Consider the following 16,918-nt stretch of genomic DNA (forward strand, 5'->3'; position numbering starts at 1 on the left):
CCATTCCTCCTTCAGGCTTGCAACTACTGTGCAATAAGCTCATAGAATTGCCCGTATTTGCGGCCATCCGTAAAGAACAGCCGGACATAATCGTTCTTGCCTACCTCAATGACAGGCAGGGTGTTTTTTCCCGGGGCAAAGTCGTGCAGGAAGTGGTACACGGTACCATCCTCCCTGTTCGCCGGATAGCCGCCCTGCTTCTTCACATAGCAGAGCACATCCTTTGCAACCGCCGCCTCGGCCATCACTTGAATCTGGATACTCTTGTACTTGCGGAACAAGTTGTTCTTCTGGGAGATCGTATAGAAAATGCGGGCCCGGCCGGCATTTACAGTCAGCCGGTTCCTTCCATCCTGCTGAAGGACAAGCTCCAGTTCATCCTCCTCCATCAGACCGGCATAGACGGTGTACTGCACCTGTCCGATCTCTTCGAGACGATCCCGATAGCCGCCGGAGGCCTTGTATTCCTCGCGCGTATACAGCTTCAGGTCTGCTTCGTCAGGCATCCTGTCGGCGGTGCTATCGGAGACCGGACCCTTGTGAATGTATACAGCCTGAACCCCTTCGGGCCAGCGCCAGCGCAGGCATACCCGGTCCTCATCCAGGCTGTGGGTCATATCCCGGATGGCCGGGGTGGATGATGTAGCGTCAATAACCCGCATATTCCTCTCTCCTCCTTGGGTTCTAGAATCCCCGGTTCTGGTTCTCGCCCTGACGTCTGCCGACCGCATTTCCTGCGGATCTGGCACCGCCGAATCTGCTGCGACGTTCCGATATTCGAGGCTGGTTATCCTTGACTGGCACCACGAGCGTGAACAGGGCAATGACGGCGGCCAGGATCAGGCAAGCCAACAGGCGAATGATCCCATCCGGGAAGTCAGCTCCGGATAGTCCGAACTCCAGAAGCAGTCCGGCCAGCACGCCGCCTGTGGCCCCGCCGATACTGAAGCTCTTGGCAAGATGGCGGTTATCAAACAGAACTCCTAAGCCCAGTCCAAGCGCAGCACCGAGCAGGATCACGAACACAATGCGAAGAATCATATAATAGCTGCTGTTCTGTGTAACTCCGGTTCGCTCGGTAACCAATGTCCGCTCTCCGATATTGTCATAGATTTTCTGAAAGGCAAAGGACAACTGATCCGCCTCGCTCACATCCTGATATTGTCCGCCTGTAACGGCTGCAATCTCCTTCAAGAGTTCGGAGCCCTCCGGATTATCCAGGCCGAGTCCGATCGTGTTGACCGCCACCCCGCTGCTCTGATATTCACTAAGCACACCGGAAGGATCTACCTCGCTGAATCCGTCGGACAGCAGAATGACAAGCGTTCCGCGCCGGGAGGTGCTTCGTCCCTGAATCTGCTCCATCGCCTCATTGAGAGCAAGATTGAAGTTCGTCCCGCCCTGCATCGGCTCCATTTCATCCAGTCTGGAGTACACCTCATTTTTAACTTCCTGATTCTTCAGTCTCACAAAAGGCTGCAACAGCTGTACTCTGTCATCGAAGACGACAATGGCTGCTTCCTTGTCCTGATCCATTTTGCCGATCAGCATCTTAGTCGCTTCATATCGGTCGCCATTCGGATCATTAACATCCATACTGCCTGAATCGTCAATCACGAACACAATGTTCTTTACCTGCTTCGCTCCGTTCAAGTTCAATTCATAGACAAACTCCAGGAGCGTCCCCAGCGCAAAGAGCAGCACCAGCGTCGCAGGCACCAGCAGCTTCCATGAAGCGCCGACATATCTCTGGCGCCAGGACGAGCCGTTCAGGCGGGGCTTGATCATCTCTGCGATCAGGCAGGACAATCCGACACATAGTGCAAGAATGCCGAAGTACAGCCCGATCAGGACGATGCTCGGCACCTCTCCGGATAGCTGATGCAGCAGCACTTCGCCGATCCCAAAGCCGATGGCCCCTCCGATCAGACTGAACAGCAGCAGGAGCAAATTGATTTTTCTCGTCATCTTGTTTGCTTCCTTTCCAAATGAAATAAGGAGCTGTTAACGAAGCTCAGGCAGTCTTGCCGGATCCAACCCATGGAGCTCATAACCATTCGCAACGTAGCTCTCGTAATACACCTTGCCGTTCCGGTAGTACATCAGATCCTCCAAATGGAACCCGCCCATCAGATTCAGCTTCACAATTCCGCTGCTCCGCTTCTCGTGCACCCCGCCCAGCTTGTAAATCCTTGAAGACTCATCCACGCTGAATACATAGCGGACAAATTCGCTCTCCACATCGCCAAAGACGTACTTCTCCTCGTAACGATGCTCCTGTGTATAATCATACAGGCGCAATTGAATAGCCGCCCGGTCCTCCAAGGTTCGATACAATTTCTTAAACAGGTCGTCCTTCGACAGGACCTCCTTGTTGTTGTATTCGATCGTGACATTCGAGCGCTGCAGCAGCTCCTCCTCGAAGGAGAGCTTGAAATACGGGGAGGTCAGGATATGCTCCCGGCATGCCTTTATCAGCTTCGTTAAAAAGCCTTCGGTGCCTTGCTCCAGCAGCTCCCTTTGGTTCCCAAGCAGCCGATCCTCGAAAAAGGCTCCCGCTCCCCGTTTAGCCTTCAGCTCATCCGTAACACGCTTGGTCACCAGCTCATAATACTCCATAATGTTCTGGCCGATATAATCATCAGCCCAAGTTACACTTTCCTGGGCAGATGCTCTCAGCAGCTGCTCCAGGCTCTCGAACTGATGTATTTTCACCTCGCAGCGTTTATGGAATGCTTCAATCTCCGCCTCGTATCTGGAGATCAGCTTCAGCTTGATTTCCAGCATTAATAGATCGCGCTTTCGATAATAAACACTCCGGAACAGCTCGGAAATGAAGCTTCGCACATTACGCTTATCCATGAACGGCACCTTTTTGAAAGGAAGCTGCTCGACTCTTCCCTCATAGGCCTGTTCCAGCTCGAAGCGCGCCAGCTCCAGCTCGCGCTGGGTCTCCCGGTACAGATTCTGCACGTAAGGAAGAAGTCCGCCCTCCTCCTTGCGTTCTCCGCTCCAATGATATAGCTGAAATAAACCAATCATCGGCGTTGCCGACGTGCGGCTCCGCAGCTCGTTCTCCAGCTTCGCCGCTACATCCAGCTGCTCCAGTCCGTGCCGGGCAGGGTCCTCATAATTACTCCGGAAGAAGGCTCGGCAGCCTTCGCCATACAAAGCCTGCTCGGCTTCACGAAGCGACATTTGGCGTAGGGAGGCATAGCTCACCTCATGCGTCATGAGCGCGTGCATCTCGGATATCGCCTCGACATCGGGTACGAGCCGCGCAGCCTGCTCTTCGAAGGCTGCCGGGTGGACGCCGAACATGCTCAGCTTCTCCTGCTCGCCGATCTCCGGTTCCTCCGCCATATCTGCCTTGAGCTGACGCAGAAAGTGATACAGCACTACCAGCGCAATCGATTGGTTCGGCCGCTTCACCTTGGCCATCCCCGCAGAGACATATCCTTGGCGTCCTGATTCCGTCATTACATTATTCTTGAACGAAGTATTATTGTAGCTGCCACTGCCAGGGCCAAAGACTTGCTCTTTGTATTTCCTGTTCTTCAGCAGACTGATATGGCTAATCATCTCATAGCAGCCTTGCAGCTCGTCTGCGGCCAGCAAGCCCCGCTCATTGCGATCGGATAACACATAGACCAGATCAAAAAGCGGCGAGGCCTGATGCGTCACCGGGATCGAGATCCCGTCCTCTGTGACGTGCAGAGGAGCCGAGAAGCTGTAGTCAGGCTGCTGCATATAATCAAGCTCTCGCAAAAAGGCTACGCCCGCCGAGCTGCCATAACCGAAAGCCTCCACCTGCTCCCGTTCGCTAATCAGTGCATACAGGTCCATCTGGACAGACTTGAAGGACTGGCCCAGGATCGACTTCGCCAACAAGGAAAGCTCCTGTACAAACACATTAAGCGGGTCATCGACCCGCGTAATGACAGAGAGATGAATCCGGTCGAACGAAGCATATAACCGTCCGTACTCCGCAATATGGCTGCTGACCTGACGGAGCGTCCGGTTCAGCTCGAACCAGCCTTGCCCGCTGTCATACAGCTTCCGGTACAGCTCGGCGCGAGCCTTCTTGGGGTCGCCGCCTCCCTCGGTTCCTGCAAGAACATGGCGCTTAACCGCAGGGGACTCCTCTGCTTGCACAGAGGCTCCTCCTGCGGTCGTCACCCACAAATACATGACACCGCGGCTGTTATCCCACTTGCGGTCATGAATTTCTTTCATCGCCCCGATGGCCTCGCCTGCCTTGTCTCCAATAAACAAGTACAGGGCAGGATAATGGATACTGCTCTGGTCATCGCCCTGTCCGGCCAACCGCTCCTCGGCGCGGTCATAATCAAGTGCAAATCGCTCCAACTGCTGCTTCATGTCTTATTTCAACCTTTTCCGGATATCATTCAGTTGAGATGCGATCTCTTTGTAGAATTGGTACATATCCTGACCATTGGCCAGCTCGACCTTCTCATATTCCAGCGCATCCCGCGCTTCAAGGAAGTTCACGGTCAACTCATCCAGCTTGGACAGCAGCGGTGTGATGTCCTCGGAGGAAGTCATTTCATTCGCACGGCGCGAGGATTTCCGCAAGAGTGCGCTCCGGCTCTTATCATCCAGTCCCCGGAAGTGAACAAACACCTCATACTCGGCATAATTGCGCGTCTTCATCAGATTCGCAAACGGCTCCCAGGCCTCTTCCTCGGCATCGCGGTCATAGACATACAGGGCGCCCTTCTTCACGATTGTACTGGTGTACATCGCTTCAAGGAATTGCTCCAGCAGCTTCTCTTCATCCCGGAATTGTCCGAGCAGGCTTTCCAGCTTCGCAGCCATCTCCTGAATGGCCGTATATTTCGCCAGTTCTACGCGCACGGCTTGAATCAGCTCCGGCGAACGGATCAGATTCTCCTGCGCCATCTCCTCGTTAATGCTGCCGAAAATGTCCTTCGAAGCTACGAGCTCCAGTCCATCGGACAAGAGACGCTTCAACTCGGTATAGGCCGCTTTGACCTCACCCAGGTTCGGCTTCGGCGCATCCAGTCGCATATCATATTTTTGCAGCTGCTTGTTCAGATCGAACGGCACGGTCTGCACCACGGCATAACGGCTGCTTGTATTCTGATCCATGCCCTTCTCGACAATCACCTTGAACTCGCGGGCACTGGCAAATTCCCCGCGTACCCGGGAGTTGTAGCTCTTCACCCGCGGATTCATATAGACATCGCCCCAGGATCTTTCCGGGATCGGGGAAGGCAAATACGTCCAGTTGTTCTTCTCGGTCTGAACCAGATGGCGTCCGATGCCTTCCTTCTCCAGAATCGTGCGCTCGTAGCTCTCCTCGTACACCTTCAGCGGGGTGTAGACAAAGAGCGGAACTCCGTTCCGGGTGTTCAGCCAGAAGATCCGGTTCTTGACTTCACTTTCCTTCACGGTGAAATGCGATTTGCCTACCGCGTTATTCTGATAATTCCGAATTCCCTTCAGGATGCTTGGCGCCTGCACGGGCACCGATACAAATCCCCAGGCCGGGAAATTTAGATTGCCTGTGCTGTTTGATAGATGGAAGACCGGCACGGCCTCTTCGTCCAGCTTGCTGGCAATCTGGCGCTCCACAAACTTCTCAATGGACTCATCCTGTCCGTATTTGATAATCAGGAATTCTTCCATCGACTTTGTAATCAAATCTCCGAACTTGTCACTGAGGAAGGAAGAGATCGAGTTGACGATATCGATTTCCTGCTCCTTGATCCATTGGCTGGAATGATTCAGCAGCTCTGAAGAGAAATCGCGAATCAGATCGTCGACATCCTTTTGATCCATCAGCTGGTTGACCAGCTTGGAGATATCAGGAACGCTCACCAGGTTCCAGTAATAGGTTTTGTTTCCCTTATGATCGGTTTGCTCCTCGCCATTGATGAGAATATCCCCGTTCTTGGCAAAAATCGAGCTAAGCGCATTCAGCACCTCAGTAAACACGTTATAGATCCGATTGTTCTCCGAGTTAAGCAATTCATACAGGTCTTCATAGAACTCGATTAATTGCTCGGTCCGCTCCACATCGGCATGAAGCCAATATTCGTTGATCTTTGCTTCAATATAGAAATTTTTCTTCTTTTCCTTGGAGACGAAGGCGCTCTTCGCATCGCCCAGCTTATCATTGGCTTGCTCCTGCGCAGCCTCAATATCGCGTGGAATGCGAAGCAGATTCTCCCGCAAGGCCTCAATGTAGGACAGGATCATTTTCAAGAGGCAGAAGCCCTTCTCGGTGTAGACAAGCCGGGATACATAGAATGGCCCCTGCTCCGGATGCAGGAACAGACGGCGCACCTGGTCACGGAACTGCTCCATGATTTCACCCGGGAGCTGCTTCTTCGCCTTGATGTACTCCTCGCGTGCCCGGGCCAGGAAGTTCTGCTCCAGCTCAGTATCGATGTTAACGACCTGTGATTTCACCACATTGGCATGGCTCAGCCGTTCGCTGTTCTCAAAGCCGGGCAGCGGCTCCGGTACGCGGGATTCAAAGGTCTTGGCCATGCTGTCCAGATCAAGCCCTAGCTTGCGTGCAAACTTCTCCACATCCTCCTGGCTCGGAGCCTTATGGAACATGCCCTCCATCTTGTCAAACAAGCGGTAGGCGAGATACGTCGTCATCTCTTCAATCGGCAGCACCGCGGAAGAGGCCCCGATAATGTTGTATTCATAGTTGGCCGGATACTGCTTATTCATCTGCGCAATATTCGTGCGAATGTTGCTGATATAGTCATGGATAGCAAATTCTTCGCCGGACTGCTTCTCCTCGCTGGCCATGAAGTTTGTAATGTTCTCGGCGGTGACGTTCATACAGTAGTCGTAAGCATTCTCCAGCAGCTTGCCCTCTGTATTCGTCGCAGAGATCAAATGGCATAGATTAAACGGAGGCAATGGAGAGTTCACCGTCAAAATATTGCCGTACTGCTGCTTGAACCGCTCGCCGCGGCTATCGACGTTCATCCAGTAGTCGAGCTCCTTGAGCGCAGCATAACCGTTCTTCTTGATGTACTCCCGGGTATGCTCGCTCAAGCTCTTGTTCGAGAGGTTGATATCCGGCGTGAACAAGTAACCAAGTGTGTTCACCCGGTCAATCCCGGCCGACCCGTGGTCGCGCTCAATAATTCCCCGCACAATATAGGCGATGTCCAGGAAGCAGCCGCTGCCGGTTCCGCCCGATAAGCCGGTGAGCAGGAAGACCATCAGCTTTTTATTCGTGCCTACAGACAAGGTTTTGATCTTCTTATCGATCGCTTGGACCACTTGTGTAATCTTCGTGAACAAGAGCAGTCTGCCCGCCTGGCGGACGCCGGCTGCGCCGTTCATGCCGTCCGTGATGCTCAGCTCGGGCGACAGCCATTCCGTAATATAAGGCTCCAGAATGCTGCGATTTTGCAGCAACCCGCCGATCTCAGCGTTGGACAGCAGAACAAATTCATTGATCGGGTCCAGCCCGATTCCTTTGTACTTCTTCGTGCGGTCTTGTTCATTCGTCTCAAAGGCAAGAAACTCTACATTATCCGGCTTCTCGCGCTTCTTCTTGGACAGCGGATCCTCCGGCAGACGGAATCTGCGGTTAATCTGATATTTCAAACGAAGCAAGGCATCGATCCCCGTCCCGCCAAGTCCGATAATCAGAATCGGGTTGTCGATCGTGTCGACCCGGATCTTGTCGCTGACAATACCGCCGCCTAAGGATACGTCCAATTGTTGAATATGCTCTCTTACTACGGGCTTCATTTTGTTTCCCCCTGAATTCAATATGCAATACGATGCAAGATTCGATGTCGAACTATATAAGTTGAACTAATGATTATACACAGGAGGCAACGTGTAAAGTGTTCTTACGATCGCTGTTGTTCGCGAATTTCTTGGATTGAATTGGCCATGTGAAGGAAGAAATTCGCTCTCAAAGGCGAACGCTGCCGCTTCTTCAGAACACTTTACACTTATGCCTTTTCTCTGCAGTTCTTTAGTTCAACTTATATAACTTCTTAAAAGACACTTCACAGTCAAAAGCCTACACGAGGTATTCGATAAAGATTGTCTTATCTACGCTGCTTAGCGGCAAGGTGATCCGGTCTCCACTCTTGAGCTCAAGACCCTTGCTGGTATCAACGGCGCGACCGGACCTCTCCACCGTACCGCCGCTCTTGCTTGTCAGAATAATTCTGTCATTGCTTCCCGGAGTAAATATCATGTCTTCGGTCTCTTTCAGCTCCGGTGCGAGCTGCAGAAGCTGGTGAAGGGTGAACTTGCCCCGGAAGGCTGTTAACTTCTTATACTGCGGGTACGTCTTATCTCCGGTATTCTCATCCCGGATCTCGAGAACGATCTGTCCGACAAATCCGCGGTTGCTCTGCTTCATCTTATGAAGCAGGAAGTAGCCGACGGCAAGCAGAACAAGGACTCCCAGAACACTCAAAATTACCGGCAGCAGCGGAAAAGGCTTCTCTTCTCCGGTTCCCGTCTCTTCCGGAGCCGTTGCCGGAGGGGGCGTAGTAGCACCGCCCGGTTTGGCCGAGATATTCACCGCCGGACTCTCGCGGTAAAAGCTCTTCTCCTCGGCCCTTACCACCAATTCATATTCATGCTCTTCGGGAATCTTGTACGTTCCTTCAAATTTGTCGCCGGTATTGGTCAACGGTATCTCTTCCGTCGTTCCGGCATCGAGATCCTTGACCTTCAGAACAGCGGTCATATTCTTATACATCTCTGCATCGGCAAGCTTCTGTCCGTTGCTTGTAAGATAAGAGGATACGGCAATCTCGTCCCCTTGCTTGTAGGAGGACGAAGGCAGCGGCTCCATGGCCAGCTCCAGATCATAGTTGAAGACAAGGTTAATATCAATTTTGTCCTTCGATACTCCCTTAACCTTAAGCGTCCAATCTCCTTCACTCGGATTGAGCAGCTTCAGTAAGGAATAGCTCTTCGACTTGGTCACCAGCACCTCGTTCGACGGAATCGCCACCGCATTGCCGGAAGGGTCGATCAGCTCTGTCTCTACCGGCTGGGAGGACATGATCGAGATGTTCGCCTCCAGCACATTCGCATTCGGAACATTCACCGTAACCTCTTGATAGTTGCCGGTTCCTGTCAGACTCTGAATCGGAACAATTTTCAGCTTCAGATGGCTGGCGAAGATCTCGCTCAGAATTTGCGGCAAATCCTCGGCGGAACTAGTGGAGAACGACTTTGCCCCGGTCTTATCCGACAGCTCGGCCAAGGCCTCTTTATTCAGCTTGCCGTCTGCATTCAGGCCAATCGTATAGATCGGGATACCCGCTTGCTTGGCTTCCTCTACTGCGGCGTCCAGCTCTTGGTCGGATTGTGCTGCTGTCCGGCCGGATGCCTTATCAAAATCATTGTTGCCGTCAGCAAGCAATACGATCATCGGATCATGATTCGGATCAGCGCCGTTCTGAAGCACCTTGATCGCTTCCTTTACCCCTACCGCAATATCGGTATAAGGTCCGCGGTCCAGGCCGTCGATAAACTGCTTCAGGTCTTCTTTGTCACTTTGGGTATTGATCTCCAGCAGCGCCTTCTCTCGCTGGATCTTGTCGGTATACGCAACAATACCTACTCTGTCTCCGCTTACCGACAGCATATCGATGAACATCTTCATCGCTTCATTGCCGATCTTATTTGTATCACTCGTATTCATGGAGTTGCTGACATCCACGACAAGCACAGCGTCAATCTGCGAGGCCTGTCCATTTGCTGCATATGCGCCCTGCACGTGAAGGCTGGACAACATCAGCAGCATGGCAAGCAAGATGAGCAGCACACTGGAAGTCGATTTCTTTCTCTTGGACATGTGTAGTACTCCTTTTCGATTAAATCGTTATATTAGAGGTAGTAACTCGTACTATTATTGTAATTATACATCATATGACAAATTCCCCCCTAGAATCTGTCACTGCTATGCCATTATGATATAATTAACGCCTGTAAAGTTCAATTTTTTTGGTGCAAAGGGCCCATTTTGTGAAGGAGCGGCGACTTTATATGATTACTTACGTTTGCTTGGCTGTTTTGTTACTGTTTGTTACTGTAAGATCTATCCTCTTTTGGCGGCGCAATAAGAATCTGGTCCCCTCTCAGGAGTTGGACCAAGCCCTAATCTATCAAATAAACCGGGAAAGTGACCAATATGAACAATAAAATTCCTGTACAGCTTCGCCCTCCCCGCCACACTAAATATGTCTATGAAAAATTACGAATATGCAAGCATTGCCTGCGGTACACCATCCTGTATGACGAGGAATGTCCAACCTGCGGTAAATCAGGGGGGCTTATTTCGCTCCACAGCAAGGCTGCCGCTCAAGTACAGCGCTCGATTCGAAATGACCGTCTGATTGCGCTGCTAATCACGCTGGTTAGCATTTTCTTCGGACGTACCTTTCAGGAGATGGCTCTCGCCCTGGTGGCGGGTCTGCTGTTGACCGGCGTGCTGATCTATGTTCAGCATCGGACAAAGCCCCAGGCGATCTCCAGGGAACTGAACCGGATTTTCATACGCGACCGTCAGCAGATTATTAACGGATTAATTGCCAATCTGGATTGGGCTGCGGCCATCGGAAAGGAGAACAAAGCTCTTTCCTATGAAATGATGCGGGAGATTGCCACGCTGGTGCACGATGACAGCATACGCTCGCTGCAAATTATGCTGCTTCAATCCTTTGTGCTGCGCAAAGATATGGACCTGGAGCTGGAACCGTTACTGCAAAAGCGATTTGATCCGGATCTGGTCGAATATATCGGTGAATTAAGCAAAATTAAGCGTGAGCTTATCAAGGATAAAACCTTCCGGTATATCTTGAAATATGAGCAGCATATCGCTTCCATGAGCCGCGGAGACGAAATCCTGTCAGGAGTAGCCGCAGCAGCCGTAAGACAAAAACGTTACTGTCTGACCTATGCGGAATTCATTGCCCGTTACGCTCGCCTCTTCCCCAAGGAGCGGTTCTTGCGCCTTTACCGCGTAGTCAACGGAAGTCCGCAGGACGACTGGGGGGCGCTGGGAGAAGAGGTTGCCCGGATTTTTACCGAAAAATATAAATGGGACGCCGATTTTCAGCAGCCCGCAATTAGGAGCAACTCCTTATGATGACACGAAGATTATTCTCCCTTCAGTCCCTGCTTCTGGCGCTATGCTTAATTATCCTGGTGCTGATCGGCTATAAGGGCATAGAAATTTCAGCTAAAATTTCTTCCTTTAAAGAAGCGGAGCGTCTCTATGCGGAAAAGGACCTGGTAGGTGCGGAAACCTGGTATTTGAAGACTCGGGACAACCGCTCGATTCTTTATCATGAAGATGAGATCGCTGCCCGCTTGGAGGAGCTTGCTCCAATTACCAAGATGAAGCAGCAACTGGACTTCTATGATTCGGAAGGCGCCGAGGCTGTGGCCGAAGGACAATTCGATCGGCTGCTGGAAATCTACGCAGAGCTCTCGCAATTCCGCAACACCTATTATACGGGAGACGGCCCGTACAGTGAATATTACAGAGAAATCTCCCAGGCTATCGGGGTATCGGAGCATTTTGTCTCTTATTTTGCCCAGTTTAAGAATCAGTTCTACGCAGAAATGAACAGCAATCTGACGAATCAGAACTATGACGACGAATCCTTCAAATGGAACCTCCTGGAAATTCCTGAAATCTTCTACGGGGATCAGGACAAACAGATGAATGAATTGATGGCCGCCTATGAGGATTATGACCTTAAGAAATTCGATGCTCTAGCAGCAAATGGTCTCTATGACCGGCTGTTGACTGATGCCGAGGCTATTTTAAGCGCTTATTCCAAAAATGACCTAAAAGCCCCCTGGGTTGCCAGCAAGGTTGAGGAGCTTATGGAAGCTCTGCTGAGACAAGAACTGGAAGCTGACAATTATTCCAGCTTCGCAAGACATGCCAAGCAATATAATGCCTTCGCAGCCAAAGTCAACCCCAAGTCCTCGCTTGTTACTTATGTAGAGGGGCAAATAGCGAAGCTTATGAAGCAAGCCAAGAGCTTATCAAGGGATGGGGCATACCAGGAAGCCATTGACCTCTATACATCGCTGAATCCATACCAGGACACGGCGGAGGCCGTAAGCCAGGTCCGATTGGCGTGGATGGCTGCAGAGCCCGTTCTGCTGCTTCCTCAGCTTGAGGGAGATAAACAGTATACTCACGTAACGGGCGGAACGAAATCCTATAATGCTCAAATCTACGTTGCTGCGGCTGATGGAGATAACCGGGTCTATTTTGGAAAAATGAACGATCAAGGCAATATCCAGGTGCTAACGAATACGGATCTGATATCAGGCAATTCGATTCAATCCCTTTCTATAGATCCGGTCCTAAGCACGCGTCAGAACCCGGTCATTAAGGTTACGGCTGAGTCCTTAAATCGAAACGCGCTGTATGCCCTGTTCGAAGTCTCTGAGAGCTCCATTGAGCTGATCCTGTGGGTAGAGGCAGATGGCCTGGAGACGAACTCTGACGGCAGCCTGCTGGTCGATAATCCTTACGGTTCCGCTGGCGAAGGGCAAGTCTCGATCTACGAACGAATCGACTCCTACTATCAGTTTACAGGGGTTAAAAAGTTCATCCGAGACGTTACTGCCGACCAAGTTGCGCAATACCCGAACGATACCATTAGATTGCTCTGTACAGTAACGCAGCCGGGCTTTCTGGAGACCCTTGCCTATGCGGACGATACGGATATCGTGTTGAAGGGGAATTTCGACTTCTCAGAGGGGGATGCCGTAATTACCGGAACCTTCCTTCAATACACGGATATTATTGTTCAAGGGGAATGGATCACCGTGCCCGTGATTCAAGTGGAGACCTATGAGCCAAAGTAGATGTTTTAAGTCTTTCGAGCATTAAATGGCAAGTAAAAAACCGCCCCGAGGGGCGGTTTTCTTTATAAAAAGTTGCCTTTACCGATTAGGAAAAGAATACGTTAAGCTCTGTTTCCTTGTCGAAGATATGAATTTTGTTCATATCGATTGCAAGCTTCACATTGTCACCTTCACGAGTTGTCGAACGTCCGTCAACACGAGCGATCAACGTGTCGGCGCCAGCGCCCTTCAAGTACAGCTGCATTTCATGACCGAGGTTTTCAGTCAGGTATACGTTAGCTGTGAACGAAGTGTGCGGGAATGCTTCCAGGAATACAGGCTCTTCATGAATATCTTCAGGACGAATGCCCATGATCACTTCTTTACCAATGTAGCCCTTCTCCTTCAGAGTCGAAGCTTTGCCTTGAGGAACCTCTACATCCATGTTGTTGGCTCTGAAGCGAACTACGCCGCCTTCTTCAGCAAGTGTACCATGTACAAAGTTCATTGTAGGGGATCCGATAAATCCGGCTACAAAGATGTTTTGTGGTTGGTTGTACAGTTCTTCAGGAGAAGCTGCTTGTTGAATGATACCATCTTGCATAACTACGATCCGGTCACCCATCGTCATAGCTTCGATTTGGTCATGTGTTACGTAGATGCAAGTAGTTTCAAGACGCTTAACCAGCTTTGTGATTTCCGCACGCATTTGACCGCGCAGCTTAGCATCCAAGTTGGAAAGAGGTTCGTCCATGAGGAAGACTTGAGGATCGCGGACAATCGCGCGGCCCAAGGCAACCCGTTGACGTTGACCACCGGACAGAGCCTTTGGTTTACGGTCAAGCAAATGCTCGATATCGAGAATCTTCGCTGCTTCGCGAACGCGTTGATCGATTTCTTCCTTCTTCACTTTGCGAAGCTTCAGGCCGAACGCCATGTTTTGGTATACGTTCATGTGCGGATACAAAGCGTAGGATTGGAATACCATCGCGATGTCGCGATCCTTAGGAGCAACATCGTTCACGACGCGGTCGCCGATGTACAGCTTACCTTCAGTGATTTCTTCAAGACCTGCGATCATACGCAGTGTAGTAGACTTACCGCAACCGGATGGACCTACCAATACCAAGAACTCTTTATCGGCGATATCAAGATTAACGTCCATAACTGTTGCCTTATCAGCACCTGCATATTTCTTATAAATGTGTTCTAAGCGTACGCCTGCCATTTGTTTGGCCTCCTAAAAAGTAATTTAGTGTCACTTAAAAATGAAATCGGATACAATTCATATTTATATAATACCTTTATGGGCGAAAATGAGCCATGCGCAAACTGCACAAAATTGCCGTCCTCATTTTGTCACTTTGTACAATAGGAGCAGCAGGTTCATGAGCACCGCGTCTTGAAAGGCTCTGACATCCAAACCCGTCTCTTGTTTAATCTTATCAATCCGGTACATCAGCGTATTCCGATGGATATAGAGTCGCTTGGCCGTCTCGCTAATATTGCAGTCCATTTCGAAGAAGGTCTCCAGCGTCAACAGCACTTCTTCGTCTGTAAAAATCCCCGAATGTCTGCCTGTCTCCATAATAAACCTTTCCCGTTCAGGCTCCGGAATGCTGTAAATAAAACGCTCCAGCCGGAGCTCCCAAGGCAAGTGAATATACTCGCTGACATGAAACAATCGACCAATCAGTAAGGATTCATACAAGGTCACGGCCATCTCCAAAAGTCTCGATTCACCCGTAATCAGCTCATGAACAGACAGATGACAGCCGCTGCCCATCCATTCATTAGCGATCAATTCATATAAGCCCTGGCACAGCGCATGGAGCATGTCACGCTCCGCATCTGTCCCTTCCTCGCTCTCTTCCCGGAGCTCCGTCAATAACGCTTCACTGACAAGAATCAGCCAGCTGTCCTTCAGAGGAATCAGCAGCAGATCGCCGCCAAAATAGCTTTTTAATAGCTTATATAGCTTGGTATAGACCACCTCGTGGCCAGCCCGGTTTTCCCAGGACAACATAAACGGCAAGAAAGAGCCCTGAAGCTTTGGCTTCAACGCAAAGTGCTCGGGAACCGTTCCTTGCAGCTCCCCAAGATCCATCCGCTCCTGAATCCACTCACCGAGCTGAAGGCTCCGGGATTCGTCATCCTTTTTGGCGGTATGCCCTTTGACACTCTCTCTTGCGCGTACAAGCAATAGTCCGATTAACTTCGCTTCGGTATCTGTAAGAAGAGTCTGATCGACCTCAAAAAAGTGGACAGTAGATAAGGCGTTATTTTTTTTATAAAGCCACACGTACTTGCCGTTCACTTTCAAGAGTGCTGCGGGATCAGAATCGATGGCTCGTACAAGAAGATTCCATTCCTTCATCCCCATCTCAGACTCTTTGAGGGTGACGCCGATGGCGGCTTCGACCTGCTGTTTTAGCAAATTAATTTCCATACTCGATGCCTTTCTGCTTCTAGATAAGTTGAACTATTGAATTTTACGTTTTGAGGGTAACGTGTGAAGTGTGCTTATGATCGCTGTTGTTCGCGGATTTCTCTGATTGAACTAAGATATTGTAAGGTAGACATCCACTCACAAAGGCGAACGCTTTCGCTTCTTCAGCACACTTCACACTTATGCCCTTTCTACGTAGTTTAGATAGTTCAACTTATATAGATAATTTATTGTTGCTTATACGCATTTTAGCATATCCAATCGTTAAAGCGTAATCCGCGGCAGAGTGCATTGTACGCTTTATTCCTAATTATTAAGCTGGTATGTATATAAAAGAAAGAGTGAGCCGGTTGCTACCGACTCACTCCTAAATTTAGAACCATAAAGAGCTTCGCTTCTTCTCTTCAAACAAGGCTTTTAATTCAACAAACCAATCTTTACCGCTGCCGCCTAAAACCAGAGCATTCGATCTTCTTCGGTTCGTACCCTTTTTGACTTCGACCTGTCCCAATGAATCTATCAAAGTCGTCTATAACACAATCCTTTCACTACACTGCTTCATAATATGTATTCTACATCAGTTCTAATAAAAGGGATAAGCATAACAAGCAAAAAGCCGTCAACCGAAGTTGACGACCTTTTGAGATGAGCCATGAAGGACTCGAACCTTCGACACCCTGATTAAAAGTCAGGTGCTCTACCAACTGAGCTAATGGCTCAAAACAATGGTGGAGGCTGATGGATTCGAACCACCGAACTCGTAGAGAGCAGATTTACAGTCTGCCGTGTTTAGCCACTTCACTAAGCCTCCATATAAAAGTGGCTCGGGACGGAATCGAACCGCCGACACGAGGATTTTCAGTCCTCTGCTCTACCGACTGAGCTACCGAGCCATATGTAATTGACAAAAAATAAAGCGGTTAAGTTGTCGTTAACTTTCCCACTTTGCTGTGGAACCATTCATTTGAAAAAGTGGCGGAGCCGACGGGATACTCTACGCTTCGCTCCGAGACTGCGATGTATCGCTAACGAAGCTTATCCTTCGACGAACCCTTTTTGGGTTCTCACCCTTGATTCAAGAAGTAATGGCGGAGCCGACGGGATTCGAACCCGCGGTCTCCTGCGTGACAGGCAGGCATGTTAGGCCTCTACACCACGGCTCCGCATTAGGTAAAGATGGTGCCGTCGAGAGGACTTGAACCCCCAACCTACTGATTACAAGTCAGTTGCTCTACCAATTGAGCTACAACGGCACGGTGCAAAATATAGATTTGAATGGTGGAGGCTGAGGGGATCGAACCCCCGACCCTCTGCTTGTAAGGCAGATGCTCTCCCAGCTGAGCTAAGCCTCCAGGGAAATATGGTAGCGGCGGAGGGGATCGAACCCCCGACCTCACGGGTATGAACCGTACGCTCTAGCCAGCTGAGCTACGCCGCCACACTAATTATTTATTTAAATGGCGGAGAGAGAGGGATTCGAACCCTCGCACCGCTTACGCAGTCTAACCCCTTAGCAGAGGGTCCCCTTATAGCCACTTGGGTATCTCTCCAAGCCGTAATTCAAGGTTTAATCCTTGAAAACTGGATACGAAACTGGAC

9 protein-coding genes and 8 tRNA genes are annotated in these 16,918 nt (G+C 50.4%); 2 read left to right on the plus strand and 15 right to left on the minus strand.

Going from position 1 to position 16,918, the window contains the following annotated elements; translation table 11 throughout:
* Window positions 1-23 precede the first annotated feature (23 nt).
* The 5 genes from TX85_RS17215 to TX85_RS17235 form a co-directional block, all read right to left on the minus strand.
* A complete protein-coding gene (locus TX85_RS17215; RefSeq protein WP_044480776.1) occupies window positions 24-662 on the minus strand; it encodes a hypothetical protein in 639 nt (212 codons plus the stop codon).
* A gap of 22 nt (window positions 663-684) precedes the next feature.
* On the minus strand, window positions 685-1,968 hold the full coding sequence (locus TX85_RS17220; RefSeq protein WP_044480778.1) for a vWA domain-containing protein: 1,284 nt from the start codon (window positions 1,966-1,968) through the stop codon (window positions 685-687).
* A gap of 36 nt (window positions 1,969-2,004) precedes the next feature.
* Complete coding sequence (locus tag TX85_RS17225) at window positions 2,005-4,380, minus strand: transcription initiation factor TFIID (protein ID WP_044480779.1); 2,376 nt, start codon at window positions 4,378-4,380, stop codon at window positions 2,005-2,007.
* Window positions 4,381-4,383: 3 nt separating this feature from the next.
* Complete coding sequence (locus TX85_RS17230; protein WP_044480780.1) at window positions 4,384-7,773, minus strand: tubulin-like doman-containing protein; 3,390 nt, start codon at window positions 7,771-7,773, stop codon at window positions 4,384-4,386.
* 280 nt (window positions 7,774-8,053) lie between these two features.
* A complete protein-coding gene (locus TX85_RS17235; protein ID WP_044480781.1) occupies window positions 8,054-9,853 on the minus strand; it encodes a vWA domain-containing protein in 1,800 nt (599 codons plus the stop codon).
* A 336-nt stretch (window positions 9,854-10,189) separates the two neighbouring features.
* On the opposite strand from TX85_RS17235, the gene TX85_RS17240 reads away from it, so the two are divergent.
* Together TX85_RS17240 and TX85_RS17245 are read left to right on the plus strand one after the other, a co-directional pair.
* Window positions 10,190-11,146 carry a hypothetical protein gene (locus tag TX85_RS17240; RefSeq protein ID WP_044480782.1) on the plus strand — a complete coding sequence of 319 codons (957 nt, stop codon included), beginning with the start codon at window positions 10,190-10,192 and terminating at the stop codon, window positions 11,144-11,146.
* On the plus strand, window positions 11,146-12,891 hold the full coding sequence (locus tag TX85_RS17245) for a hypothetical protein (RefSeq protein WP_148444378.1): 1,746 nt from the start codon (window positions 11,146-11,148) through the stop codon (window positions 12,889-12,891). The genes TX85_RS17240 and TX85_RS17245 overlap by 1 nt, the downstream gene beginning before the upstream one ends.
* An 85-nt stretch (window positions 12,892-12,976) precedes the next feature.
* On the opposite strand, the gene TX85_RS17250 is transcribed toward TX85_RS17245, so the two are convergent.
* The 10 genes from TX85_RS17250 to TX85_RS17295 form a co-directional block, all read right to left on the minus strand.
* Window positions 12,977-14,098 (minus strand): ABC transporter ATP-binding protein, encoded by a 1,122-nt coding sequence (locus TX85_RS17250; protein ID WP_044480784.1) that lies wholly within the window; start codon window positions 14,096-14,098, stop codon window positions 12,977-12,979.
* Window positions 14,099-14,221: 123 nt separating this feature from the next.
* Window positions 14,222-15,319, minus strand: coding sequence for a PucR family transcriptional regulator (locus tag TX85_RS17255; RefSeq protein WP_044480785.1), 1,098 nt, complete (start codon window positions 15,317-15,319; stop codon window positions 14,222-14,224).
* 646 nt (window positions 15,320-15,965) lie between these two features.
* Window positions 15,966-16,038, minus strand: a tRNA-Lys gene (locus TX85_RS17260).
* Window positions 16,039-16,045: 7 nt separating this feature from the next.
* Window positions 16,046-16,130, minus strand: a tRNA-Tyr gene (locus TX85_RS17265).
* 9 nt (window positions 16,131-16,139) lie between these two features.
* Window positions 16,140-16,212: transfer RNA gene (locus TX85_RS17270), tRNA-Phe, on the minus strand.
* Between the two features lie 193 nt (window positions 16,213-16,405).
* A tRNA-Asp gene (locus TX85_RS17275) sits at window positions 16,406-16,482 on the minus strand.
* A 14-nt stretch (window positions 16,483-16,496) separates the two neighbouring features.
* Window positions 16,497-16,572 (minus strand) — tRNA-Thr (locus TX85_RS17280).
* Window positions 16,573-16,595: 23 nt separating this feature from the next.
* Window positions 16,596-16,671: transfer RNA gene (locus TX85_RS17285), tRNA-Val, on the minus strand.
* Between the two features lie 9 nt (window positions 16,672-16,680).
* Window positions 16,681-16,757: transfer RNA gene (locus TX85_RS17290), tRNA-Met, on the minus strand.
* 20 nt (window positions 16,758-16,777) lie between these two features.
* Window positions 16,778-16,869, minus strand: a tRNA-Ser gene (locus tag TX85_RS17295).
* Between the last annotated feature and the right edge of the window lie 49 nt (window positions 16,870-16,918).

It is taken from the genome of Paenibacillus antibioticophila (genome assembly GCF_000455265.1).
Classification (GTDB): domain Bacteria; phylum Bacillota; class Bacilli; order Paenibacillales; family Paenibacillaceae; genus Fontibacillus; species Fontibacillus antibioticophila.

What these genes read in the sequence shown, in the direction of transcription:
- TX85_RS17215 (WP_044480776.1), bottom strand. Translation starts at nt 662, where the DNA reads ATGCGGGTTATTGACGCTACATCATCCACCCCGGCCATCCGGGATATG.
- TX85_RS17220 (WP_044480778.1), bottom strand. Translation starts at nt 1,968, where the DNA reads ATGACGAGAAAAATCAATTTGCTCCTGCTGCTGTTCAGTCTGATCGGA.
- TX85_RS17225 (WP_044480779.1), bottom strand. Translation starts at nt 4,380, where the DNA reads ATGAAGCAGCAGTTGGAGCGATTTGCACTTGATTATGACCGCGCCGAG.
- TX85_RS17230 (WP_044480780.1), bottom strand. Translation starts at nt 7,773, where the DNA reads ATGAAGCCCGTAGTAAGAGAGCATATTCAACAATTGGACGTATCCTTA.
- TX85_RS17235 (WP_044480781.1), bottom strand. Translation starts at nt 9,853, where the DNA reads ATGTCCAAGAGAAAGAAATCGACTTCCAGTGTGCTGCTCATCTTGCTT.
- TX85_RS17240 (WP_044480782.1), top strand. Translation starts at nt 10,190, where the DNA reads ATGAACAATAAAATTCCTGTACAGCTTCGCCCTCCCCGCCACACTAAA.
- TX85_RS17245 (WP_148444378.1), top strand. Translation starts at nt 11,146, where the DNA reads ATGACACGAAGATTATTCTCCCTTCAGTCCCTGCTTCTGGCGCTATGC.
- TX85_RS17250 (WP_044480784.1), bottom strand. Translation starts at nt 14,098, where the DNA reads ATGGCAGGCGTACGCTTAGAACACATTTATAAGAAATATGCAGGTGCT.
- TX85_RS17255 (WP_044480785.1), bottom strand. Translation starts at nt 15,319, where the DNA reads ATGGAAATTAATTTGCTAAAACAGCAGGTCGAAGCCGCCATCGGCGTC.